The organism is Arthrobacter sp. UYCo732 (genome assembly GCF_040547265.1).
In the GTDB taxonomy this organism is placed as follows: domain Bacteria; phylum Actinomycetota; class Actinomycetes; order Actinomycetales; family Micrococcaceae; genus Arthrobacter.
Genome location: NZ_JBEPPJ010000003.1, coordinates 59,250 through 82,733, shown reverse-complemented (window position 1 = coordinate 82,733; position 23,484 = coordinate 59,250). Strand labels below are relative to the sequence as shown.

The window sequence follows — 23,484 nt, the reverse complement described above, 5'->3', positions numbered from 1 at the left end:
AGTTCGAGACATCGGTCCGGTTCTCACCTCCGGAATCGCGCCTAGAGGTTGACGAGTGGGTGCAGGGTCACTTGCGCGATGAGTTCAGCAGAACCTTGATGATTCGACCGTCGCCGGGTTGGTCATGGATGCCGAGACGCTGACCTATTCGACCGGAGATACCGAGCGAAGTGCTGATGATCTCGAAGACGCACGAGTTGTCCGAGCCAAGGTGATCTACAGGAAGCCACGCCGTGGTCGAGTGCTGAATAGCCCCCTCGACATCTTCGCCTATCGTGCTGGCAGCTAATTCGCGGCGAGCAACGGGTCCCTAGTGGTGAATGCCTATGGCGTCGTACAGAACGTAAGTGATCTCGAAGGCTACTCGTCCCCGCCGGAAGTAGAGACGGCAGCTACGTCCCGTTGTGGGAGCCTGACGATGATATGGACTGGGAGGACATCGCGGACGCAGACTACGACCTCACAAAGGGTATGCCAGCCAGAGTCATGGTCGCGTTGGAAGACGGAATCGCGTCGTCACTGGCAGAAGGCGCACTCTGATGACCAACGAACTTCTCCGCGAGTACAAGCTCACGGTGGGACAGCTATCTAAGGATCATGTCGGGCGCTACTTCTGCATCATTGAAAAAGGGAAGGTCAGCCCGGTACTCAAGCTCGAAAGCATGACGCCGTCGTCGACTGTCGATGATTGGTCCAAGGCGGGAGCTGGAGTACGTGTGGGATTCGGGGATTCGGCTTCCAATCGGGACGCTCTTCGGAAATGGACCTGCTCGATGATCGGGACGTGTTTATTCGGCTTCCGATCATTGAGCTGCCGGAGACAGTGCCCACATCCGTCGCGGACGGCTGGCTCTAACAACAAACAGCAGAACACCCCGGCATCCATGATGAGTGCCGGGGTGTTTTGCTGTCAGGGCTAGCGGCGAAGCAGTCCGCGCGCGAGCCCCCTGATGCCAGCGACGCCGGGACCCGAACGGAGAACCAACCATGCGACCCCGCCAAGCACGATGACTGATGCGGCAGCCACGACGACGGGGGTGGAATCGGGAGCACTGGATGCTACCGGTGCCGCCTCGATGGCAGCCTGATCATCTCGAGCCACCACCGCTTCACTACTAGGCGTTGCCACGGGAGCTACTGACGGCATCGCAGCCACTGTAGGAGCAACAGTCGCCTCCGGCTCACCCTGAACGCTCACCGGGGCAGCAGTCGCTTCAACTACAGCAGGGGCTTGCGCGGCTGGTACCTCATAAACCGGAGCTGCTGGCTGGACGTATGCCGGGGCAGGAGCGACATAGACCGGTGCTGGTGCCGCCGGTGCGATGTAGACGGGTGCCGGAGCAGGTGCCGGAGCCTGATAGGCGGGGGCAGGAGCTGCTGGAGCAGGAACGAACTCATTCGGCGAGTTGTCGAGTCCGGGCGGGGGAAGCGGAGCAGGGCGCAGATGGTCCGGGGGCGGAGGCGGTCCCACATGCGGCGTACAAATTGGCTTCCCGTCGAGACCGTCATAGCAGCCGTCTGGTGCCGCATGGGCAGGGGATGCCATCAATGCTGCACCGATGAGCAACGCTGTTGTAGCAAAAATTCGTGCAGTACCCATTGTGCTATCCCCCAAGACAATCAAGTTGACAATCTGACCAATCTACATGGCATCAGAAGCAAAACCTAGATACCCCCGAGGGGTATGATATTCAAACGCGGAAAATACTGATTCTATGACCGGTTGACCGCCCTTCTGCAGCGCGCAGCCCACAGACCAGCAGGTCGGGCATTTGCTGCACAGCTCACTGACCGAGGCGAAGTAATCGCTATGGCTGCGTCATCAATCCGCTCGATGCCAGTGGCGTCACCAGCAGATTTTGCTCTATCACCACCCGTTGCGCTTCCGGTAAAACTTTTCCTGCTCTTTTCTGGCGGCGTCGGCGCGATCTCGACTTCGATCCGCATACCACTTATCGGATTCGCGCTGGCGTTGGGCAGCCGCTGCATTCTTGTTAGCACTACGCTCGCTGGGCGTGGCTCCACCGAGTGCGATACCGAGCAACTCCCTGCCGAGCTTCTTGCCCGCTTGGTTTCTTGCGTAGCGTGCCGCTTCCTTCGCATCGAGCTGTAGCTGCTCGAACGACTTGTTCTTAACGTGTTCCGTCCAGCCGTCCCCGTGCCAGTAGCGGATGTTTCCGTGGTCAATCGGGTCGTCATACCAGCCCTCGGCGTCTGCGGCGACATGTTCGGTCCATCGACCGTCCCAGTAACGAACCCTGCGATCCCCAAGACTGTGCTGCGGATCGATGTACCACCCCGCCTCGCCCCAACTTCTTGCCGAAGTATTGCTGAACAGCTCTAATACGCGCGTGTTGCTGGCTGCCTTCAGGTCCCACGCTTCAGGAAGGTCCTCATCCAACTCATTGAGCAAATGGATAACCATGTCCCTGCTGCGCATGCGTTTGGACCACATGGCGGTGTTCCAGTAGATGACGCATTCCGGATTGTTCGGGTCTTGAATCCAGCCCTTGGACGTGGGTTCATCCGGTAACCCGTGGTTCGACACAGGGCGGGCAGAATCCTCGGGCTCGCGGATGACTGGACGTGCTGCACGGGCGCGCGCCGCAGCTTCCAGCCGCTGCCTTTCAGACTCTTGATCAGCCGCAACCACGTATTCGTTGATCACATCCAGCTCCACCGAGGATGGATCGGTGAGCCTTTCCACCCGGTCGCGTTCCGGGACTGCCAGCCCTCGCTTCCGAAACGCCCAATCTAGGTTTGCTAGAATGTTCGCCGGTGTCCCGTAGAACCCGGTTGTCCGAGTGCCGTCAAACCAGACAATTTCGTCAGGGTTTTCTCTATGCGGAACGAAACGTGCAGCGGGAACAATGCCAGCCCCTTCGGACTGGTCGACGCCGCCGACCATCAACAGGAACGCCAGCGGGTAGGATTCCTTCCCCCATGCGCCGTCCCAGTAGCGCCGCTTGGTGCTATCCGAAGCATCCGGGTACCACCCCTCTTCGGTAGGCGTGGGTGAAACCAACTCGTTTCGCTTGAAGTACTCTGGTCCCGGAATGCGCCCAAGGTGGTCGGTCGCAGCGGACAACTCAAGATAGGTCACTCTGTCGTCGGTCCAATCGCCGTCCCAATAACGGGCGAACCGGGCGTCCACCGGGTCGTTTTTCCATCCGCCTGATTTCGTGACCTGCGACATTTCTCCCCCAAGCTAGTGCGCATCAAAGTTGCTATCGGCAGCCTATCCCGGCGCGTGGCTTAGTTCCGCGTACTCTGCCAACACGGCTAAGAAGACAGAAGTGCCTGCCGAAGATCAAGTGGGGCTTTCGTTCCTTGGTTCAAAGGCATGCCGTTCCAGGACCGGGCATGACGCTACCTAGACAGAGTTCTGACAACTAGGGCAAAAAGCCAGCGACAACAAGGGCGACACCCGAAACCACCAGCGGCGAAACCGATCGCACGAACCCCTGACGGATTACTATCGCGACGACGTCAGATTCCCGCACACGTTTGGTCGTCGTCAACGACACGGGATCGTGGGCGATACCCGGCGAGACGCTGGCGGGTGGCACGGTGTAGCAGGCGACGAGTTGCACAAACCTGACGTTGATGCGAGCGTAACAAACTGACCGTCACACAAGACATCATGAGGCGAGCTTAGTGATCGCTCAGGAAGCGGCAGAGGTACCCGTGAAGACCAGTGCGACGCGGACCCACTGACTTCTACGTCAGTGCTGTGGCTCGCCGCCAGAACGCTGGCGATAGCTAGCTATGCACTGATCGGTGCGTCATCATTAGTTGCCCTCTTGTTCCCCGGTAACTTGTCGAGAATCCACTCGTACGGCTTCTGACTCTTGTCGTTCGCTAGTGGGCGTCCAAAAATCTTCTGCGCAAACTCACGCCGGAGGTCGTTTGCTTCGCTTTCGTCCAATTTAGTCAGGAACGGGTCCAGCGCATTGAGGTCGAGCTGCGTTCGTTTGGCATCACGTGCTTCTTTTCGGTGGCCAGAAGACTCGTGCGACATGAACCCGGCGCCGAGTACAACGAGCGATGAGACAGTAGCCTTCACAATGGTCTCTGGAACTGATGCACTATGCATGCCAGCCAGCACGAAGGCAAGATATACAAACCCACCAATGGCGGCTGCCACTGCACCCACGCTCCACCAGAACGCTGCCCGTTCCTGATTCTTGGCGTAGGTTCCGTATCCATGGGAGATCGTGTGCCGGGAAGTGGCATCCAAAAGGTCTCGCGCCTTCTCCTCCAACTCGATGAGCGCGGCAAGATGCTGGTCACCCGTGGCGACTATTGCGGCAGCAGCGTTGTCTGATTCCTGTTTCCACTCAGCCACCCGAGTTGTGAATGTGTTGCTCTGCGTGTTCAGTGCATCATCAAGCCGCTTCACTTGCTCCGAAATCTTCGATTCCTCAGCGCCTATGATCTCTCGCAGCTTCTCCACGGAGTCAGTGGATTCCCCGACACCACGATGCAGCCACTCAACGGTCCCCCTAAGAAACTCGCGCTGTGCCTTTAACGCTTCCTTCGCCTCCACAGCAACCTCAGTTTGTACGAGGAAAAGGGGAAAAGGTTTGAGTGCAGCAACGAGCTGATCCAGCACGGATTCCAGTTGAATCTGGCGAGACACCGTTGGAGCTTCCTTCAGTGCCGACAATTCGGATTGGACGGATGCCAGCACATTTAGCAACGCATCCAAGGGGGCAGCATTGTCGGGAATGCGCCACGGCTCGATGCTGCCGATGCTGCGAACATCGGCAAGGGCAGCGCGGATGTGATCGATGGTTTCCACATCAGCTACCGCGTCCTCCACGAGACTGTCGGCAGTAGAAGCGAGGAGTTTGGTTGTCGTCTCCTCGGCGTGCCACACTCCATGAGCATCAAAATCACTTTGACTCAACGACATTGTGTTCCCCCCTCGTTGTCCCTTAGGACCGTTTCTACTTCATGGTCCATTTCCCGTCGGCTAACGGGCGCGTTCTGAGCGCGAATCTCCGGCAGACTAGCCTTTTAGATCGGCGACGGCACCGACCGTGGCAGCATAAGTCCCCAGTCTTACGCAGCCTCTTCGTCTCGGAGCTTTTCGAACAGCCCCATCTTCTTTAGCAGTTCGACCATTTCGCCTACCTTGTCGGATGACAGGACCCAGCCGATGCCCTTTGCGTGCTGCTCCCCTGCCTCGATAACGGAGTCCTCAACAGTGGTGAGAATCTTGGGCGAAGAGTAAAAGTCCGCCTTGCCGTTGGCTGCCGCCTGCCCGCGCAACGTCGCATTCTCTATCGCCTTGTTCATCACGCTCTCAGCAACGGAAAGCTGGTCCGCATCGGAGAGTCCAGAACCCTCGAAGAACGTGTTCATCTGTTCGATGATTTCAGCCCACTTGGCTTTTGCGGCTTCGTGGGCTGCGCCGCTGCCAGCAGCCGTCATCGGGTCCAGCAGGAAGGATTCCTCGCTGGACAGCTTTAGGTCAGCCTGTTCCTGCTTCTTGAGCTTGTAGTGGGTCATCACGACCTCGGACAGGTCGACAGTTTCCCTGTCCTGATTCTCCGAACTGATGACGCGCGCGAGCAGCTTGTAGAAGATGGACCGCTTCTCCAGCGCGGTGTCCTGATAGTCGATGATCTGGGACAGGAAATCGTAAGCGCGGATGAAGCTGCCGAGGTCCTTGCGGAACAGGTCCAGCGCATCCTGTGCCGTCTTGTCCTTGTCGTCACGAGCCTTCTGGTAGCGGACTCGAAACCGTGACTGCGCGGGCGCAACGAAACCCTTCAGCGCCTCATGGCTGGACTTACCTACCCAAGCAGCAGCCGTCAGCTCGACCTCGCTCACCTCATAGATACCGGAGTTGTCCAGCTTGGTCTGAAGGTCATGCACGATGTCGGGATCGGTCACCCCGGAGAGTTCGGCTTCCTTGTGATACTGCTGGAAGGCGGACAGGATTTCGGCTGGGTCATTCACAAAGTCGATGATGAACGTCTGGTCTTTACCCGGAGTGACGCGGTTCAGCCGCGACAGCGTCTGCACGGCGGTGATGCCTGAAAGCTTCTTGTCCACGTACATCGCGACCAGCAGCGGCTGGTCGAAGCCCGTTTGGAACTTGTTGGCAACGAGCATGATCTGGTACTCATCGGTTTTGAACGCCTTGGGAATCTCGCGCCCGTGAAGACCGGGGTTCATCGTATCCTCATTCAGCTTGCCGATTCCGGATTCGCTATCGATGATGTCGCCCGAGAACGCCACGAGTGTCGCCAAGTCCCTATAGCCCTTGTCGGCAATGTACCTGTCGAGAGCCACCTTGTAGCGGACGGCTTCCTTGCGCGAGCCAGTGACGACCATTGCCTTGGCACGACCGGCGAGGTGGTGGCGCACGTTGGAGCGGAAGTGCTCCACGATGACAGCGACCTTCTGGCTGATGTTGTGCGGGTGCAGCTTCACCCAGCGCATGAGTTCCTTAACCGCCTCAGACTTCTCGATCGTAGTCTGATCGGAGTCATAGTCGACCCCGTTGTGGGCGAGCTTGAATGCCATTTTGTAGGGCGTGTAGTTCTTGAGTACGTCGAGGATGAAGCCTTCCTCGATCGCCTGCTGCATGGAGTACAGGTGGAACGGCGCGGGCAACCCAGCCTCGTTCTTCCTGCCGAACAGCTCCAGCGTCTTGGCTTTGGGCGTTGCGGTGAAGGCGAAGAACGACAGGTTTTTGCTCTCCGCGCGCTTATTCATCTCTTCAGCCAGAACGTCTTCGGTGGAAAGGTCGGTGTCCGGCTCAAACTCGTCTTTGGCGGGGGTGTCGTTGCCGGAGGTCAGGACCTTCTTGAGGTTCTTGGCTGCGTCGCCGGACTGGGAGCTGTGCGCCTCATCCGCGATGATGGCAAACGATTTTCCCTTCAGTCCCTTGTTCTTGGCGATTTCGTCCAATGCGAAAGGGAACGTCTGAAGCGTGACACCGATGATCTGGGTCCCGCCAAGAAGTGCCTTGGATAGCGCCTTGGACTTCGCGCCGCCAGTTGAGGTGATGGCTTCGAAGACCCCATCCACCTTGTTAAGCTGCTTGACGGCATCCTGCAATTGCCCGTCGAGCACCTTGCGGTCGCTGATAACGATCACGGCATCGAACATCTTGTTGCCGTCCACACCATGCAGGGAGTTCAGCCGGTGTGCGGTCCACGCGATTGAGTTCGTCTTGCCCGAACCAGCCGAGTGCTGGATCAGGTACCGGTGCCCCGGACCTTCGGCGGCAGCGGTGTCTGCCAGCAGGTTGACCGCTTCCCATTGGTGGAAGCGAGGAAAAAGCAACGACTCATCCTTGGTCTTCTCGCCCGTGATCGGGTCGACCTTCTTCTCCACGTGCAAATGCATGAACTTGCTGATGATGGTAAGCCACGAGTCACGCTGAAGCACCCGCTCCCACATATAGGAAGTCTCGGAACCGCTCAGGTTTACCGGGTTGCCCCTGTGCCCGTCATTGCCCATGTTGAACGGGAGGAACCGGGTCTTGGCACCCTGCAAATGAGTGGTCATGAAGCACTCGGCGTTGGACATGGCAAAGTGCACGAGCGCCCGGTGCCCGAACGAGAACAGCGGCTCCCGCTTCCGAGTTACCGCATCCACGGGAAGCCGGTTCTTCTTGTACTGCTCCATGGCGTCCTGCACCGTCTGGGTGAAGTCCGTCTTCAGCTCCATGGTCCCAACGGGGAGACCGTTCACGAAGAAGACCAGATCGACGCTGTTCTGGTTACTGGTGGAGTAGTAGACCTGCCGCATCACGCGCAGCCGCGTCTTCTCGTAGTCAGCGGTGGTCTTGGGGTTCTTGTTGTCGTTGGGCTTCAACTGGGACATGCGGAATGACGCCGGGGTCACTTTGAAACCATTACGAAGCACAGCGAGCGTGCCCCCGCCAGTTTCCAACGAGGTATCCAGCACCTTGACCAGTCGCGTAAGCACGCGTTTGAAGGATTTGTTCTGCACCTCTGGGGAGTCTGTGGGCTTGACGATCTTCTCAAGCTCGTCCGGCTGGGTGTCCGCTAGCCATCCGCGCACATCCTCGGGGAACAGCGCGAGGTCCTTGTCGTAACCGGTCCCGTTCTCGGAGTACAGCCACCCGTGAGCGTGCAGGTACTCAGCGATGCCCTCCTCGAACTCAACCTCGTTGTACAACGCCATAACTATGCAGCCCCCAGCTCAGCAGTAATGTGGTTCCGAACGTCGATCTTGCCAGTCACCGCAGCCGAAATGAGAGCGGCACGGCGCTCCTTGGACAGCTCAATGGCTTCCTTGGCGTCCGCTATGGCAGCGTCGATCTCGGCAGTCTCAAAGTCGAGGTATCCTGCGATTTCCTGCTGCTCATCAAGCGAAGGAGTCGGTATGCGAAAATTGCCCACCTGCTCCGCATTGAGGTTATTCTGCGTACTGCTTCGATAAAGAGACGGGAGCCACTTGTTGATAGCCTTCAGGGCGTAGAACAGAAACTTTGTCTCAGCCTGATTTGGTTTCGGGGTAAGTCCCAGAATTGCCTGATTTGAAGCAGCGGCTATTTCAAGAATCGCTACCTCTCCAACGCTTGCATACATGGCGAATAGGACAGTGCCAGCGCCCATGACGCGCAAGTTCTTATCCCGTAGTCCGTCCTCTGTCACTAGTTTCATGGACGTTGAAACGGTATCGCGGTTGCTCATATCACTGATCGATACCCAAGGTGTACCGTCCACATCTGACCACAATTCAGGATTGTTCGTGTCGGGCGTGCCTCCCGCCGTGAACTCAGTGAGATGTTTTAACGGCTTCACCGCCCACGCGGTGGGAACCTTTCCCAGCCATTCCACGCCGCTGTCCTTCATTTGGGCATCCGGGTTTAGCCCCTTGGTTACTGCCTGCGTGATCGTCGCAGCACGACGCTCGTTCAGAAGACCGATGAGTTCTTCCTGATCCGAGATGAACGCATCCACCTCGGCAGTCTCGCGATTAAGGTAGATAGCTATGGCGCGCTGTTCTGAAAGCGGTGGGAGCGGCAGACGGAAGTTGCCCACCTGTTCCGCATTGAGGTTGTTTTGCGTGCTACTTCTGTATAGAGCAGGGAGCCATCGGTTGATTCCCTTGAGGCAGTAAAACAAGAATTCAGATTCGAACTTTGCCGCATTAGCGGTCAACCCCAGAATAGCCTGATTCGAGGTAGCACTGACCCTGAGAATCGCCACTTCGCCAACGCTCGCGTACATAGCGAAAAGCACCGTACCCGGCGGCATTACGCGCAGTCGTTTGCTCTCGAAGCCTTCCAGCGTCACTTGCTTCAATGTCCCGGATACTGAGTCCCTACCGCTCATGTCGCTGATAGCGATCCACGGTGTGCCCCCCTCTTCCGTCCAGAACTCGGAGTTGTTTGAATCGGGTGTGCCTCCCGCTGTGGTTGTACAAACATGTTTCAGCGGAATCGAATTCCACGCTTCAGGGAGCAGTCCGAGCCATTCAGCCCCTGATTCGACGTAGTGGTCGTAGGGCTTCAATCCGCTCATGCTTTTACCGCTTCCAAACGTGTCCGGATGCGTCCCAGAACGGCGTCGAGGTCGTCGTCAATGACGTCGAGTGAACGTGGTTCCTGATACTTGAAGAAGAGTCGGGTGAACGGCAGGTCGTACCCGACCTTCTCCGATCCACTGATCCAAGCATCGGGAGCAAATGGCAGCACTTCCCGCTCGAAGTATTCTTGAACGTCTTCTGTCAGGGGTACGTTCTCCGTGTCGCGAAGGCTCGGATCGGCTTCCGGAACTCCCTTGGCGTTGGCGCTGATGTCCCCCGATTCGTCGCGAGCGGAAAGACCGATGACGAGTGCCTTGAACTGGAGCGGGGTGAGGCTAGCTCCAGCGTTTTTGAATGCAGTCCGGACATCGGAAGTGAACGCGTCGCGGTTCGTCCAAAGGTGCTCTGGGTTCAGTTCGGATAGGGCGTCCCGGATAGCGACAGCGTCACGCTCAGTCAGCTTGGCAAGTCCCTTTGACTCCAGCGCGGCAGCTACTCGATCCTCGGTCACGGCAAAGTTGAGCCGGAGCGGACGCTCAACAGTGATTGTCCGGTAGCCGAAGTCAGCGATGTTCAAGACCTTGCTGTACTCGGAATCCGCGTCGCCGTATGCACCATAGAGCTTCACAATGCGCTCGATGTCAGCCTGACCAAGTTCCTTGCGCTTCGACCCGAGGCTCTTACGCATCTTTTGGAAGAATTGGGAGCCGTCGATGAGCTGCACTTTTCCTTTACGCTCCTCGGTCTTCCTGTTGGTCAATACCCAGATGTAGGTGGAGATGGCGGTGTTGTAGAACATTTCCGTGGGCAGCGCGATGAGCGCCTCCAGCAGATCGTTCTCCAGAACGTACTTACGAATCTCGGACTCACCGGACCCGGCACCGCCAGTGAAAAGCGGCGAGCCGTTCAAAACAATGGCAGCACGACCGCCGCCGTCACGCACCGGACGCATCTTCTTGATGAGATGTAGCAGGAACAAGAGTGAACCATCGGAGACGCGCGGCAGTCCGGGTCCGAAACGTCCCTCATAGCCCTGCTCTTTGTGTTCCTTCTCAATAATCGACTGGGATTTCTTCCAGTCGACACCGAACGGCGGGTTGGAGAGGCAGTAGTTGAATGTCTTGCCGATGTGTCCGTCGTCTGTCAGCGTGTTGCCGAGGATGATGGAACCAACTTCTTGACCCTTGATCACCATGTCTGCCTTGCAGATGGCATAGGACTCGGGGTTGAGTTCCTGACCTGCAAGGGTGAGGGTCGCATCCGGGTTCATCTTCCGGATGTGCTCGTCCGCGACCGACAGCATGCCACCGGTACCGGCAGTCGGGTCATAGATGGACCGGACAATGTTTGCCTTGTCCAGATCGTTGTCGTCCGGTGCGAAGAGGATGTCCACCATAAGGCGAATGACCTCACGCGGAGTGAAGTGTTCACCAGCCGTCTCGTTGGATGACTCCGCAAATTTACGGATCAACTCCTCGAAAATGAGACCCATCTCAACGTTTGACACGTTACTCGGGTGCAGGTCAATGGCAGCGAACTGCTGCGCAATCAAGAACAGCACGTCGTGCTCGTCCAGTTCCTCGATGCGCTCTTCGAGCTTGTACTTCTCAAAGATGTCACGCACATTGTCAGAGAAGCCGCGCACATAATCCAGCAGGTTGTCACGAACGTTTTCTGCGTCACCAGTCAGCTTCTGGAAGTCGTACTGGGACGTGTTGTAGAAGGCGTGCTTGGACTTCCGGGGAAGAAGGACCGTCAACGGGATGCCGCCGTCCTTGGTCTTCTCATACTCCGCGAGAACGTCAGCCTTGGTCTCCGCCAGTACAGCGTCCAGACGACGCAGAATGGTGAACGGAAGCACGATCGAACCGTACTGGTGCGGGCGGTACGACCCCCGCAGCAAGTCGGCAATGCTCCAGATGAAGTTGGCATAGTTCTGGTTAGACAAGGTGGTCCTCAACGGTTGGTTCTGGGCGGAAATCTGAACTCATGCTAGCCCGAGTCAGACAAGCATCCCCGCCTTTGCGGTGAAAACCACCCCCTAGCTCTCTTGCCTAATCGTTTGGGGGAATCACCCGCCGTACAACCCAACGCCCCAAAAAAGGATTCCGTCAGTGATCCTGCGCTCGAAGTTGTCGAGCCTTCCCCATGTATCGAGCTGCCCGTAACAGACTCCACTCCCGCTGGGAGCGCTTGTAGACCAACACGCAGGGTGACCCCTTTCGGTGAGCAGCATCATTCGCGAGTGCCTCTAGGCTGAGTCCATGACTGTAGTAGACGAACACGCGAAAATACGAAAGATTGCGTCCCTCCGGATGAAGGCGGCGAAAAGACTTACACGTGGTGCGGTTTTGATAATTGATAGCCCAACGGGCACGGCATTCATCTCCAATATTCATCACAAGGACACCTCAGAATGGCTTCTGGAGGGCGACTTCGGCAGCGTAGAAGAGATTGAAAGCGCCATGATGAGAGGCTTCGTTGATAAGACCATGCCAATGGACAAGTTGTGTGCACTTGGCATATTGAACACCTCGCTAAAGAGGGATGCCGGGATGCGAATGCACTACGCCGACGCGCTTGAGGTATTAGCGCGAATAGCCGAGCGAAAGTCGATCGTTCAAGAGGCCGCCAGAACTGGAGCGCCAGCTCTTGCCGATGGTGCGCTCTGACCGGCATCGCCACAGTTTCACGACGATGACAAGAGGAAATGTTCCCCCTAATGGGGCTTGCGGCGTAGTGGATAACCTTTCCTCGCCAGAGTCACTCGCGCCATCGGGTCGGTTGGAAACCGGGCGGCAATGCTGTTCGAAGAATCTCGCGCTTCCGGTTCATTTACTCATGATGGCATCGAGCCACTCTTGTGGTGACCTATCTGCTGTCTGACCGACCGACCGCCGCTATCCGCCCAGCGTTAGACGTGAAGCCCGCCCTGCTCCCTCACGCGGCGCTCCGCCGTCCTCTCGGCGTACGAGTCCAGCAGAGTCCAGACTTCACCTTCCATGCCCCCAGAGCGATCCCTGATGCCCTTGATCGTAGAGAGCGGCGTACGGGGATGAGCAACGAGCCGGTTCAGCATGTGCGTGCTGTCAGTCTGAGCGCACCATGCCAACTGTTCAGCGCTCACGTCGCTGCGCATTGCCAGAGCGAGCCGGACTTCGATATGGGCGTCATTATTCATCAAAGCAGCAAGGACCTCGGGTTTCAGTGCCGCACGGGACAGCACGCTGATTGCTGCTCGCCAGTCACCGGCAAGTGCCCTCGCTTCGCACTCTTCGGCGTCGTATCCGTTCATGAAGCCAGCCTAGGCTTTACTGGACACCCGACACGGAAGCCTGAGGATCGCAGTGAAAGAGATTGAGCACTTAGAGCAACTGTTGGCGGACTTCATCTCCGCCGTTCACCGGGTCGAGTGGAAGCCGCCAATGGCGGTCATGAATTTCTTTCCCACAAACTGCTGCACGGTCGCTTCGTTCGTCCTCGGCAACCTGCTCCAAGAGAGGGGGATGGGCAAGTGGCATATCGTCAACGCAACATCAGTGGACGGAATGAATCACGACTGGCTTAGGTCTGAGTCGGGGATTCGGATCGACGCAACCGCGCGCCAGTTCGGGGTGGAGCCGTTTGTCGTCCACGGTCCGTCGCCGTTGGAAGCATCCTTCCAACCCAAGCAGGTCATCGCACTGACCCGGTGGACGCAAGCTCATCGAGACGCTTATGCGATGTTGCTGCCGGAACTCCCCCCGCAGGAGTAGCGTTCGCCCCCACTTCGAAGGCAGATCATGGCTCCCGGTAGCTTGCGCGTGCCTCGGCGCTGAGCATCAACATGCCGGAATCGGATTTCTCCCCGTCGTCTTCCATGACTTTGACGCTGACGATGCGCATAACCCCATCGGTTCCTCGCTGGTACTGGATGGAGCCGATGTCCTCGGCAGCAACCTTCCGGCAAAGATCAATGAGACTTTCGACGGGAAGGAAGTAGAGATGCTTGTGGCGTTCGTTTTCTGAGGCGACGAACGCGCCGTCAAATAGGTCAGCATCTTCGGTTGCGCTGAGAAACCAGACGAACGAGTGGATGAGCTGGTTGCACAGGTGCGGGATGGTGATGTGATCCCGTACACCATGCTCCAAGTCATAGTGTTCCCATATTTCATGTCGGTTCCAGATATCCGGCACGGAGCCGATGAGCTTGTGTCGGATCACCGGCACGCGGGTCTTCGCCAAGTCGTCGGAAATCTTATGGGCTTCGTTCAACCTCCGGATGGCGTAGGCGGAAGTCATCATGTCTCTCTCGACGAGGAAGCTGCTTCGCTCTGTCCACCGCTGTTGCTTGGACTTCTTTTCCAGCCGGTCGGCTAAGCGCCAAAGTTCCTCGCGCCACGGGACCGAGTCAGAAATCATCGTGCATGCTCGCAGTCACTGGCGATTGCCGCGAATTCGATGGTCTCGGCGTCGTAGTCACTCACCCGGCGCGCCTACTGGTGCCAAGTCTGCCGAAGTTCCATCCGCAATCCGCAGAAGGTCAGCGGCAAGCATGAAGCTCCAAATTACACACTGCTCAGCCTCAGCGGCGGTGACGTCACTGTGCACGCCCTTGTTCGCCATGGAGTCGAGATTGGTGATGCGCTTCCCATAGCTCGCAAGGGTGTCGCCCATGACCTTGCCCTGTAGGCGCTTGCCGAGCTTCTCTTTGGCGAACTGTATTAACCGATTGCGGTATGCCTCGTCGTCCATAACGCGCTCGACTTTGTCGTCGCCAACGATCGTTTCTCCAGTTGCCGGGTAGAGCGCGTCGGCAAGGTCCTTGATCATCCGGCGCGTGCTGGTTAGGGCGTGGGTCAAGTCCTCGGGGCTGCCTCCCGCAAGACTTGCTTCCGCCGCCGAGAACTTTTCGAGAGCTGATGGGGCACGTTCAGCCAACGAAGTCCGGACGTACTCCAGTCCGCGTTCGAAAACGCTGCTGGTCGGCTTGCCGGTGTGCAGGTCGGTTTCAGTGAGCAACAGGTAGCTGTGTACGTCCTGCCGAACGTGTTCAATGATTTGCGCATGACCTTGGATCAAGGGGAGCAACTTTGCTTGCTGCTTGTCAGCGGCGATTGCTGCCTCGTCAGCATAGTAATTGCTTCCTTTGTCGGTCACAGAATACTCGGCGTAAACGCTGTGGAGCTGGGCGAGGTTGGCTTCAATCTGGGCGATGCTGATGACGTTGACATTCTCGGTGCCAGCCGTTCGGCGTCCACGCTCATAACCGTAGTACGCCTTCAAGACCTGTTTCCTTGCGTCCCCAACACCGAGGAGCGTGATGAGGTTGTTGTTGATGCCGTCAACGGTTGCGTCGGTCTTTGCGGCACCGGACGCGACATCCAGCAATTCGATCTGAAAGCGGTACTGCGCGGCGAAGTCTTGCCGAAGGGAAGCAATGCGGGCTGCCTGTCGCACGAGGGAGGCGACCGATTGTCCGGGAGCATCGAAGTTGTCGAGGGCAGTGCTAACTAGTCTTGCTACTCGGTCATGGTCCTGCATACTGTCCCCTCGTCCGCTGGTGCTCCAGAAACCTTATCGGAACACGACCGTGAACTCGTGCTCGCTGTGCTCGGAACTGGCGGCGCGGTGGCGGCGGTGCCGAACAAGCCGAAGTCCCCGGACAACGCGTAGTCTTGGGTCTATCCGATTCAGAAAAGCGGATGTTTCGTAAAGAAAAGACCCCAGCCCGGCTTCGTGCCGGGGTGGGGTCTTTTCGTCGTTTAACGCTCAGGCTCCAGAAGGTCTTGGGGCACTAGCTGCGTTTGCTTTATGCCGTCCGGCATCACGGTGTAGGCAGGTGAAGTCAGTACCGGCACCCCAGTGATGGTCCCGGTGTCCCCCGCCTTGATCAAGCCGTAGTCCTTAATAGCCCTCACCCGCTCGCCTTGAGCGTATTTCAGCTCATCGGGGTACCAGAGCTTCTGCCCGGACTTATGCGCGTACGGACGGTCGGTGCGATGCCCCATGTCGTCCACTGGAAACCCTTTGGAGTTGATCCGTGTCATGCAACCCCCTTGTCGCTGTTGAGAATCAGAAGCGGATACCGGAACCCCAGTCCGATCCCCGCCACTCCAGATTGCAGGTCTCGCTTCCGGTAGTCATCTGCTTAGTTGCACCGTTGAAGTGCTCGTACTTGAGTACGACGCGGTAGCCGCGCTTAGCCATTTTGGTACTGTCGGAGCCGGTGATGCGGAACTGCGTGTGAATTGAGTGCTGTTTGCGGACGCTGGTTTTGCAATAACTGATCGCGGATGAACTCGTAGCTAAAGAGGCTGACTTTGCTGCTTGCACTTCGGCGTCCTCGGCGGCGTTGCAACTGATGATCTGTTCCAGACAACGAAAATGACGGCGATAGCCACGATGCGCCCCCAAATGACTGGTGTGCCGAATAGATTTCCCCCGTGTTGCTCATAGGGTCAATCTAACTGCTTCGTCAATGCCCGCTGTGAAGCCCGCCCTGCTCCCTCACGCGGCGCTCTGCCGTCCTTGAGGCGTACTCGTGGAGCCATCGTCCAGACCTCGCCTTCCCGGTCGGCGGAGCGGTCCCTGATGTCTTTCACCGTGGTTAATGGAGTCGTGGGATGCGCAACGAGACGATTCAGCATGAATGCGGACTCACACTGAGCGCACCATGCCAACTGTTCAGCGGTCACGTCGCTGCGCATAGCCAGAGCCAGCCGGACCTCGATGTGGGCGTCATCGGTCATTAGCGCTGCCAGAACATCAGGGTCGACGGATGCGCGACTGAGCACCGACACAGCCGCGTGCCAGTCACCGGCAACGGCTCGGGTCTCGAAGGTCGCGGCGTCGTATCCGTTCATGGGTTAGAGAAAGCCGTCTACGATGGCAGGCGACACGCCGTGCGCTTCGACGGCATCACGCTCAAGCTGCTTGCGGTTGGCGATTGCCCGCAGCTCAGTGATGTTGGTGATATCCGTGGACACGTCATTGGCGATGCTCGCGTCGGATAGGTGCTCGAAGAAGAACGGTGGCAGTAGACCTTCCTTTGTGAGTCTAAGAATCTCAGCCCAGTGGTAGTCCTCGTCATCGTTAACCCAAAGCCAGCCGCCGGAATGTTCCTCGGGTGGTGACTCGCTGCCCTCTGCTTCGAGGGTGCCTTGTTGGTTCGGTGCGACTCGTTCCAGTTGCCCTTTGTAGACGTTCGCTGGTGAAGTCGAAGTGGCAACGTTCACGGTGAAAGCCGTCCCACCTCCGACTTCGACGACGGCAAGCAACTGTTCCCACTTGGCGTTGGCGGCGTCCATGAAGTTTCCGGTGCCCGTGTCAGGGTAAAACGCGTCATTAATTATGATGTCAAAGCTATCCGACCCGATGGCAGCACAAAAAAGCACCCATCCTGTTCGCAACTTCAGGATGGGTGCTTTTCTGGTTCTCGGAGCCTCCACTTTGCCTGTGGATAAGTCGATAAGGTACAAAATAAGCGTTTTTCGAGGGGCTTGGACCGCCGAAAACTAACGATTATGCGCGATATTCCGGGGTGAACGCAAGTTGAATCCCAGCGGATTTTAAGTCCGCTGCCTCTGCCAATTGGGCTACTGGGGCGCCCGGTCAATGGTATACCGTCATCAGCCTGCCAGCGGTCCGGCATACCGGAACGTGCCATGGACCCCGCCAGGCCAGACCGCCAGCGGCAGCAGTTGAAAGTGGTCTCCCCAAGCTTCGTCGGGCGGCAGGACTCCGAACGACGCCGCCGGAACGAAGCCGAACCGGGGGTAATACTCCGGACTGCCCAGCAGGGCAATGCCACCCTCCCCCGCCACGTTGGCCCTGGCGATCGTGTCATTCATCAATGCCGTTCCGATCCCGTGCCTTTGCAGCCTGGGCGTGACACCAATGGGCCCAAGCCCCAGCAACCCGTAGTCACCCACCCAGCCCCGGGTGCTGATCACATGACCTACCACTTCGTCTCCGAGCACTGCCACGACGCTGAACCCGGGCAGGTATTCCTCGCACTCAAAGAGTTGGCGGAGGACCTCAACTTCAAGGGGCTCCCCGTCCACCGGCTCGCCGGAGACGGGGCTGACGGCGAACGCTTCGGCTGTCAGCGCGAGAATCTTGTCCCTGTCTGCGGCTGTCTCGTTCCGGAGTACGAGCTCTGGCCGCGGCTGGTTCCGGCTCGCGGCGGACAGCTCAGCGAGGATTTCGAGGGCGCGCGGCGCGTCTGCCGCGGGGACCAGCAGATGGTCGTGGTGGAAGCCCGCCAGCACGTTGCAGCTGATCCTGGCATCGGACAGGACCTTGCCGACGGCGGCGGTCAGGCCAACCGCCTCCGGTTCGGAGTGCACCTGCAGGGTGATCCAGGCCGCCACAAAATCGTAGGGCAGGTCCAGGCTGTCCGCCGTTTCCCGCGGCAGGACCACAGTAAGGCCCTCCGCCTCGCGCACGGCAGCTTCGATCCCAGGCGCCAGCGGCCTGCCGTGCGGCCACAGGACGTAGACGTATTCGCCGTCCCGGAGCACCGGATTCAGGGTTGCCAACAGGGCCTGGAGGTTCAGTTGTCCAGTCATGGTGCCAGTCTAGAAGGCACAACCGCCGGGAGACGCAAACGGCGGCCCTCCCCCTGAAGGGGACAGCCGCCGTCGGGCGTTACTGCAAATGCCGGGTCAGGAGCCAGCGCTACTTGGCGTCTGCAGTCACTGACTGCTTGGGGTTCATGCTGGTGGCAGCAGCGGAGCCTAGCTGGGCCGCGGCGGCCGGCGCGTCGGTTGCCGCCGGAGCGGGGGCTGAGGCCGGCTTGGGTGCAGGGGTGGCAGCTGCCACGAAAGCACCGCGCGGGTTGTCGAGGTCGATCAGCTGGGTGGTGTCGCGGCCCATAAAGAATGCCAGGATCCAACCCATGATGACCCGGATCTTGCGCTCCACCGTGGGCATGGCCATGCCGTGGTAGCCACGGTGTGCCAGCCAGGCCAGCGGGCCCTTGAGGCCGATGCGGCCGATGAGGTTGATGTTGGCAACACCCTTCCACTCACCGAAGCCGGCCACAGCACCGAGGTTCTTGTGCTTGTAGTCCTTCAGCGGCTTGTCCCAGCGGGAGGCCCACAGGTTCTTGGCGAGGCGCTTGGCCTGGCGCAGGGCGTGCTGCGCGTTGGGCACGCAGGTCCCATCCGGCAGACCGCTGCCCGTGAGGTCCGGTACTGCGGCGATGTCGCCGGCTGCCCAGGCGTTGTCGATGATGCCTTCGTCACCGGCGATGCGAAGGTCCGGCAGGACGCGGACGCGGCCGCGCGGCTCCAGCGGGAAGTCGGACGAACGGATCATCGGGTTGGCCTGCACACCGGCAGTCCAGACGAGCGTGTCTGCTTCGAATTCCTGGGCGGGGGTCTTGGCCGGAAGGTTGATGAGCTTGAGTGAACCTTCGGCGCTGTCCAGCGAGGTGTTCAGCAGGACCTCGATGCCGCGGCTGCGGAGGTGCTCCACAACCCACTCAGCCTGGGGTGCGGTGACCTCCGGCATGATGCGGCCCATGGCCTCAACCAGGACGAAGCGGACTTCCTCCTGCTTGATCCGCGGGTTGTTCCTGACCGCGGCGCGGGCCAGGTCTTCCATTTCGGCGATGCACTCGATGCCGGCGAAGCCGCCACCGACCACTACGAAGGTCAAGGCCTTGGCACGGGCAGCGGGGTCGCTGATGGTGGACGCAGCTTCAATCCGCTCCAGCACCTTGTTGCGCAGGGCCACGGCCTCTTCGATGGTCTTCAGGCCGATGCCCTTGTCCGCGAGCCCCTTGATGGGGAAGGTGCGGGTAATGGCGCCTGCGGCGACCACGATGTCAAAGTAGGGAATCTCGATGTGCGCTCCGCCGTCCGCGGGTGCCACAACGGCGGTGCGGTTGGCGTGGTCGATAGCGGTGACGGTGCCCTGGATGAGTTCGGTCTGCTTGAGGTGCTGGCGGTGCGAGACCACTGCGTGGCGGGCCTCGATGTTGCCACCGGCAACTTCGGGCAGGAACGGCTGGTAGGTCATGTAGGGCAGGGGATCCACGAGGGTGACGATGCCACCGGCATTCGCGATCTTCTTCTGCAGTTTGAGTGCTACGTACAGGCCGACGTACCCGCCGCCGACGACGAGTACCCGGGGACGGTCCTGGAGCTCTGGGGTGGTTGCCATGAGACAAGGGTACCGTAGTTTGTGAAAATCTTCACTAACTACGTTTACCGCCGGAATCTACGGTATCCAAGACGCCCGTATCAGGGTCGTCGTGCGCCAAACCGGGGTTCCGGGCGGCCCTGCGCAACTGGAAGGCGGCCGCGGCGATGATCACCACAAACAGCCCAGCAGAACCGATAACGACGGCGCCGCCAATGGCACTGTCACGCTGCGACGGAGCCTTCGCCGCGGGCACCGTAGGATCCGGCAGCGTGGGAATGGCGGTGGCCACGTCAGCAGTGGGCACAGGAGCAGGCGTGGCCAGGTTGCCGCGGCGGTGTACCCGGATCCAGTCCGAGATCGAGCCCAGGGGGTTGACTGCTGCTTCCGCGACGGAATCCTTCAAAGCGGCCTCGGCGTTGAGCACACCAAAGCCATACAGCGGGTCTTTTCCGGCGGGTCCGGCGTCCTTGGCCGTGCTGACGATCCGGTTGATAACCTGCTTGGCGCTCATCTCCGGCCACTTGGAGCGGATGAGTGCCGCGACGCCAGCCACGATGGGGGCCGCCCCTGAGGTCCCGGCCCATTCGGCATAGCCGCCTCCTGGCAGTCCGCCGAGGAGGTTCTCCGCCGGCGCTGCCACGCCGATACTGATCCCCTGGGAGGACGAGTCGACGCTCGCCACGCCCTTGCGGTCCAGCCCGGCAACGGTCAGGACGCCGGGAATGGTGGCGGGCGCCCCCACCTGAAGGTTGCCGCCCACCCGGTTTCCGGCCGCGGCAACGATCACCACGTCCTTTTGCTCAGCATAGAGAAAGGCGGCGTCCCAGCTTTGGGGCCACTGTGGAGTGGTGCTGCCCAGCGAAATGTTAATCACGCTGGCGCCATTGTCCACGGCCCAGCGGACGGCCGCGGGAATCTGGTCCTGATCGCTCTTGCCTGCGGGGTTCGCAGAACCCAGCCAAGTGGAGACCGAGAGGATTTCCGCCTCAGGCGCCACGCCAACCATGCCGTCCGGGCCGGCAGTGGCCGGGGACGGGCTGGGCGACGGCGACGGCGACGCTGGCTGGTGGCCTCGGCCTGCCAGCATGGTGGCAACCAAAGTGCCGTGCTCGGGTTTGATCCCGAGGATCTTCTGTCCGTTGGCGGTGCCGGCGCCCGAGGCGTCGTAGCCGCCGGTAACGGCACCCTTGAGGTCTGGGTGTCCGGCGTCCACACCACTGTCGATTACCGCGACCTTCACACCGGCACCTTTGGAGACCTCCCAGGCCTTGGTGATCCCGGACTCGGCCAGCCAATGCTCCTTGTCCCGCACCTCGTCGGCCTGTGCCGCGGGTGCCACCGCCAGTCCGGCGGCCAAGCTGACGCCTGCGAGGGTCATCGCCAGGAGCGCGGAGGCGGTCCGGCGGAGCCGGGCTGTTGCTCTGGTCATCTGGGGTCCCCTGCTTGGTGCTCTGATGCCTGGCGTCAGTTGAGGCTCAGGGCAATTCCATCAAGAATATCGTGTTCGCTGGCAGTGGCTGTGACGATGCGTCCCGCACTGAGCTCATGCATACGCTCCAGGATCCGGCGCCACACCAGCCCGCCGGCACCCATCACGTCCACCCGGCCCGGGTGCATGTAGGGCAGTTCCGCACGTCTGGCCCTGGTCATCGCCAGGAGGTCGGCGGCAGCTTCCGTGATGGTGGTGACGGGAAGTTCCACGCCATGGATCGCCGCAGGGGAGTATTCCGGCAGGCGCAAGGCGTGGGCTGTGATGGTGGTGATTGAACCGGCAACGCCGACGACGGCGGTGGCGCGTTCCAAGGGCACATCCAGTCCCGCCCGGGTGATGGCTGCGTCAACGTCAGCTTCCGCGGCGGCGATCTGTTCCGCCGTGGGAGGATCGTCCCGAAGGTGCCGTTCGGTCAGCCGGACGCAGCCGATGTCCACGGATTTGGCGGCCGTAACACCGTTGGCGGTGCCGAGCACGAATTCAGTGCTGCCGCCGCCGAGGTCAACCACCAGTACCTCGTCACCGACGAGGATGGGCAGGACGCTGCTGGCCCCGGCGAAAGACAGGGCGGCCTCTTCCTCGCCTGAGATGACCTCCGGCTCAACTCCGAGCAGGTCCCGGACCCCGTCGACAAAAACGTCGCGGTTGCGGGCATCCCGGCTGGCTGAAGTGGCCACAAAACGAACCGCCACCGCCCCGTGTTCTCGGATCATTGCCGCATAATCCGCGGTGGCGGCGAAGGTGCGGGCCAGCGCGTCCGGGGCAAGTTCCCCGGTGGCATCCACGCCCTGGCCCAGGCGGACCACGCGCATTTCCCGGACCACGTCCGTCAGCTTGGCCGTACCGTTACTGCGGTCTACGTCCGCGATCAGCAAACGGATGGAGTTGGTGCCGCAATCGATCGCGGCCACGCGGGTCATGGACCTGCCTCCGGCGCACCGGCGGTCTTGCGGACCGGAGCTGGCCGGCCCACAATCTCCGGCAGGCCCTGGGGTCCATGGCGGCTCAGGTCCCGTGACGGGGCTTCACCTGCGGTGTCCCAGGCGCCGGCGCAGTAGCAACGGTCCGCCGTCCACCATTCGCTGATGCCGGCGAGGGCCTCATCCCCCAGCGGATTCACGCCGGGCCCGGCAGCCAAAGAGTGCCCCACCAGCACATGCAGGCACTTCACGCGGGTGGGCATACCGCCTGCCGAGATGCCGTCAATCTCCGGAACGGCGCCGATGGCCGCCCGCTCGCCGATGCCGGCCCGGGCAGCGAGATAGTCCTCGTGGGCCGCACGGTAGGCAGCCGCCAGGGGCTCATCCGCGGTGAGGCGCTCATTCATCTCGTTCATCAGCCCGGCAGCTTCGAGCCGCGATATGGCAGAAGTGACGACAGGGTGCGTCAGATAAAACGTGGTGGGGAAAGGTGTGCCGTTGCCCAGGCGTGGCGCCGTGGCGGCCACCAGTGGGTTGCCGCACACACAACGTGCCGGAATTTCGACGACGTCGCGCACCGGCCGTCCCAGTTGCCTGCTGAGTACTTCAAGATCATGTGCTGATGGCTGGCGGGATTTCTCCGGCTCAGTTGCCGTGTGTGATTCCACTGGCGCGGCCATCCTTCCTCTGGTGGTTCAGTCTGTGGCCGAGCGCCTGACGGACTCCCACAGGGAATCCACCCACGGCAGATCGGCGGGGTCGTGCGCTGCTGCGGCGTTCTGGCTACTGCTCGTTCCGGCCGGCAAGTCGCTGCCGAAGACCCAGTAGCCGGTTTCGCCCGGCATAACCATGTTAATGCGGTCGCGGGCCTGCTGCTTCACGTAGTTGGGATCCTGCCATCGCGAGATCTGCTGCCGCAGCCTGTCCCCCTCGGCCTGGCGTGCGGCGATATCGTCGCTCAGGGCCGTGAGCTCGGCACGTTTGTCAAAGAAAATCTTGACGGTGGGCGCGAGCATGATGGTGATGGCAATCATCACCACGGCGAGTGCCAGCATCCGGCCGGAGAAGGCCTTGGCAGGTACCGGCTGGGCGCCGTCCTGCGCGTCGTCGCCCTTCCGGGTTCCGCCCGCAGCTGACCGACCGCCCGCCCGCACTTTCGAGGCAGGCGAAGCTTTCGCTGGGCTGCCCATGGTGGCGCCAGCGCCCTTCGCAGGGGCCCTTTTCGCTAACGTGCCCTGATGCGGGGTGGCTTTGCGTTGCGCGCTGCCGTCTCTTGCGCTGCCTTCTTTTGCACCGCCAAAGTCGGCGCGAATGACGCCGGCGGTGTCGGCAGCTTCCTTGGGGTGGTCCGTTGTGGCCTGGCGCGTGGAAGCGGCCTTGGGAACTTTGGGACGGCGGGTAGCCATGACACTCCTG

Annotated in this window: 21 protein-coding genes; 3 read left to right on the top strand and 18 right to left on the bottom strand. The window is 60.1% G+C overall.

Translation table 11 applies throughout. The features are described from left to right. Positions 1–539 precede the first annotated feature (539 nt). A complete protein-coding gene (locus ABIB45_RS06615) occupies positions 540–920 on the top strand; it encodes a hypothetical protein (protein ID WP_354215118.1) in 381 nt (126 codons plus the stop codon). 947 nt (positions 921–1,867) lie between these two features. On the opposite strand, the gene ABIB45_RS06610 is transcribed toward ABIB45_RS06615, so the two are convergent. The 5 genes from ABIB45_RS06610 to ABIB45_RS06590 all read right to left on the bottom strand — a co-directional run bounded on the left by ABIB45_RS06610 (position 1,868) and on the right by ABIB45_RS06590 (position 11,470). Beyond that, the gene (locus ABIB45_RS06610; protein WP_354215117.1) at positions 1,868–3,196 is read right to left on the bottom strand and encodes a DUF2510 domain-containing protein; all 1,329 of its coding nucleotides are present in this window, start codon (positions 3,194–3,196) and stop codon (positions 1,868–1,870) included. A 570-nt stretch (positions 3,197–3,766) separates the two neighbouring features. Further along, a complete protein-coding gene (locus tag ABIB45_RS06605) occupies positions 3,767–4,918 on the bottom strand; it encodes a hypothetical protein (RefSeq protein WP_354215116.1) in 1,152 nt (383 codons plus the stop codon). Positions 4,919–5,067: 149 nt separating this feature from the next. Beyond that, a complete protein-coding gene (locus ABIB45_RS06600) occupies positions 5,068–8,172 on the bottom strand; it encodes a type I restriction endonuclease subunit R (protein WP_354215115.1) in 3,105 nt (1,034 codons plus the stop codon). A 2-nt stretch (positions 8,173–8,174) separates the two neighbouring features. Further along, positions 8,175–9,518: a restriction endonuclease subunit S gene (locus tag ABIB45_RS06595; protein WP_354215114.1), complete on the bottom strand. Its 1,344-nt coding sequence runs from the start codon at positions 9,516–9,518 to the stop codon at positions 8,175–8,177. Then, positions 9,515–11,470 carry a type I restriction-modification system subunit M gene (locus ABIB45_RS06590; protein ID WP_354215113.1) on the bottom strand — a complete coding sequence of 652 codons (1,956 nt, stop codon included), beginning with the start codon at positions 11,468–11,470 and terminating at the stop codon, positions 9,515–9,517. Before ABIB45_RS06590 ends, ABIB45_RS06595 begins: the two co-directional genes overlap by 4 nt. Before the next feature lie 316 nt (positions 11,471–11,786). Here ABIB45_RS06590 and ABIB45_RS06585 point away from each other — a divergent pair, with 316 nt between their 5' ends. Next, positions 11,787–12,194: a hypothetical protein gene (locus tag ABIB45_RS06585; protein WP_354215112.1), complete on the top strand. Its 408-nt coding sequence runs from the start codon at positions 11,787–11,789 to the stop codon at positions 12,192–12,194. 242 nt (positions 12,195–12,436) lie between these two features. On the opposite strand, the gene ABIB45_RS06580 is transcribed toward ABIB45_RS06585, so the two are convergent. Next, a complete protein-coding gene (locus ABIB45_RS06580) occupies positions 12,437–12,817 on the bottom strand; it encodes a hypothetical protein (protein ID WP_354215111.1) in 381 nt (126 codons plus the stop codon). Between the two features lie 52 nt (positions 12,818–12,869). On the opposite strand from ABIB45_RS06580, the gene ABIB45_RS06575 reads away from it, so the two are divergent. Then, entirely contained in the window at positions 12,870–13,277 is a 408-nt protein-coding gene (locus ABIB45_RS06575) for a hypothetical protein (RefSeq protein ID WP_354215110.1), read from the top strand. Positions 13,278–13,302: 25 nt separating this feature from the next. On the opposite strand, the gene ABIB45_RS06570 is transcribed toward ABIB45_RS06575, so the two are convergent. The 12 genes from ABIB45_RS06570 to ABIB45_RS06515 form a co-directional block, all read right to left on the bottom strand. Further along, the gene (locus tag ABIB45_RS06570) at positions 13,303–13,923 is read right to left on the bottom strand and encodes a hypothetical protein (protein WP_354215109.1); all 621 of its coding nucleotides are present in this window, start codon (positions 13,921–13,923) and stop codon (positions 13,303–13,305) included. A 57-nt stretch (positions 13,924–13,980) separates the two neighbouring features. Beyond that, the gene (locus ABIB45_RS06565) at positions 13,981–15,045 is read right to left on the bottom strand and encodes a hypothetical protein (RefSeq protein WP_354215108.1); all 1,065 of its coding nucleotides are present in this window, start codon (positions 15,043–15,045) and stop codon (positions 13,981–13,983) included. 221 nt (positions 15,046–15,266) lie between these two features. Then, positions 15,267–15,551, bottom strand: a complete 285-nt coding sequence (locus tag ABIB45_RS06560; RefSeq protein ID WP_354215107.1) for a hypothetical protein — start codon at positions 15,549–15,551, stop codon at positions 15,267–15,269. Positions 15,552–15,576: 25 nt separating this feature from the next. Continuing rightward, entirely contained in the window at positions 15,577–15,711 is a 135-nt protein-coding gene (locus tag ABIB45_RS06555) for a hypothetical protein (protein ID WP_354215106.1), read from the bottom strand. Positions 15,712–15,962: 251 nt separating this feature from the next. Further along, positions 15,963–16,367, bottom strand: coding sequence for a hypothetical protein (locus ABIB45_RS06550; RefSeq protein ID WP_354215105.1), 405 nt, complete (start codon positions 16,365–16,367; stop codon positions 15,963–15,965). A gap of 3 nt (positions 16,368–16,370) precedes the next feature. After that, the gene (locus tag ABIB45_RS06545) at positions 16,371–16,811 is read right to left on the bottom strand and encodes a hypothetical protein (RefSeq protein ID WP_354215104.1); all 441 of its coding nucleotides are present in this window, start codon (positions 16,809–16,811) and stop codon (positions 16,371–16,373) included. A gap of 321 nt (positions 16,812–17,132) precedes the next feature. After that, positions 17,133–18,074, bottom strand: a complete 942-nt coding sequence (locus ABIB45_RS06540; RefSeq protein ID WP_354215103.1) for an N-acetyltransferase — start codon at positions 18,072–18,074, stop codon at positions 17,133–17,135. A gap of 109 nt (positions 18,075–18,183) precedes the next feature. After that, positions 18,184–19,674, bottom strand: coding sequence for an NAD(P)/FAD-dependent oxidoreductase (locus tag ABIB45_RS06535; protein ID WP_354215102.1), 1,491 nt, complete (start codon positions 19,672–19,674; stop codon positions 18,184–18,186). A gap of 34 nt (positions 19,675–19,708) precedes the next feature. Next, a complete protein-coding gene (locus ABIB45_RS06530) occupies positions 19,709–21,085 on the bottom strand; it encodes a S8 family serine peptidase (protein WP_354215101.1) in 1,377 nt (458 codons plus the stop codon). Positions 21,086–21,120: 35 nt separating this feature from the next. Beyond that, positions 21,121–22,068, bottom strand: coding sequence for a Ppx/GppA phosphatase family protein (locus ABIB45_RS06525; protein ID WP_354215100.1), 948 nt, complete (start codon positions 22,066–22,068; stop codon positions 21,121–21,123). Continuing rightward, complete coding sequence (locus tag ABIB45_RS06520; RefSeq protein WP_502914520.1) at positions 22,065–22,748, bottom strand: DUF501 domain-containing protein; 684 nt, start codon at positions 22,746–22,748, stop codon at positions 22,065–22,067. Before ABIB45_RS06520 ends, ABIB45_RS06525 begins: the two co-directional genes overlap by 4 nt. A gap of 15 nt (positions 22,749–22,763) precedes the next feature. Continuing rightward, positions 22,764–23,474: an FtsB family cell division protein gene (locus tag ABIB45_RS06515; RefSeq protein ID WP_354215098.1), complete on the bottom strand. Its 711-nt coding sequence runs from the start codon at positions 23,472–23,474 to the stop codon at positions 22,764–22,766. Between the last annotated feature and the right edge of the window lie 10 nt (positions 23,475–23,484).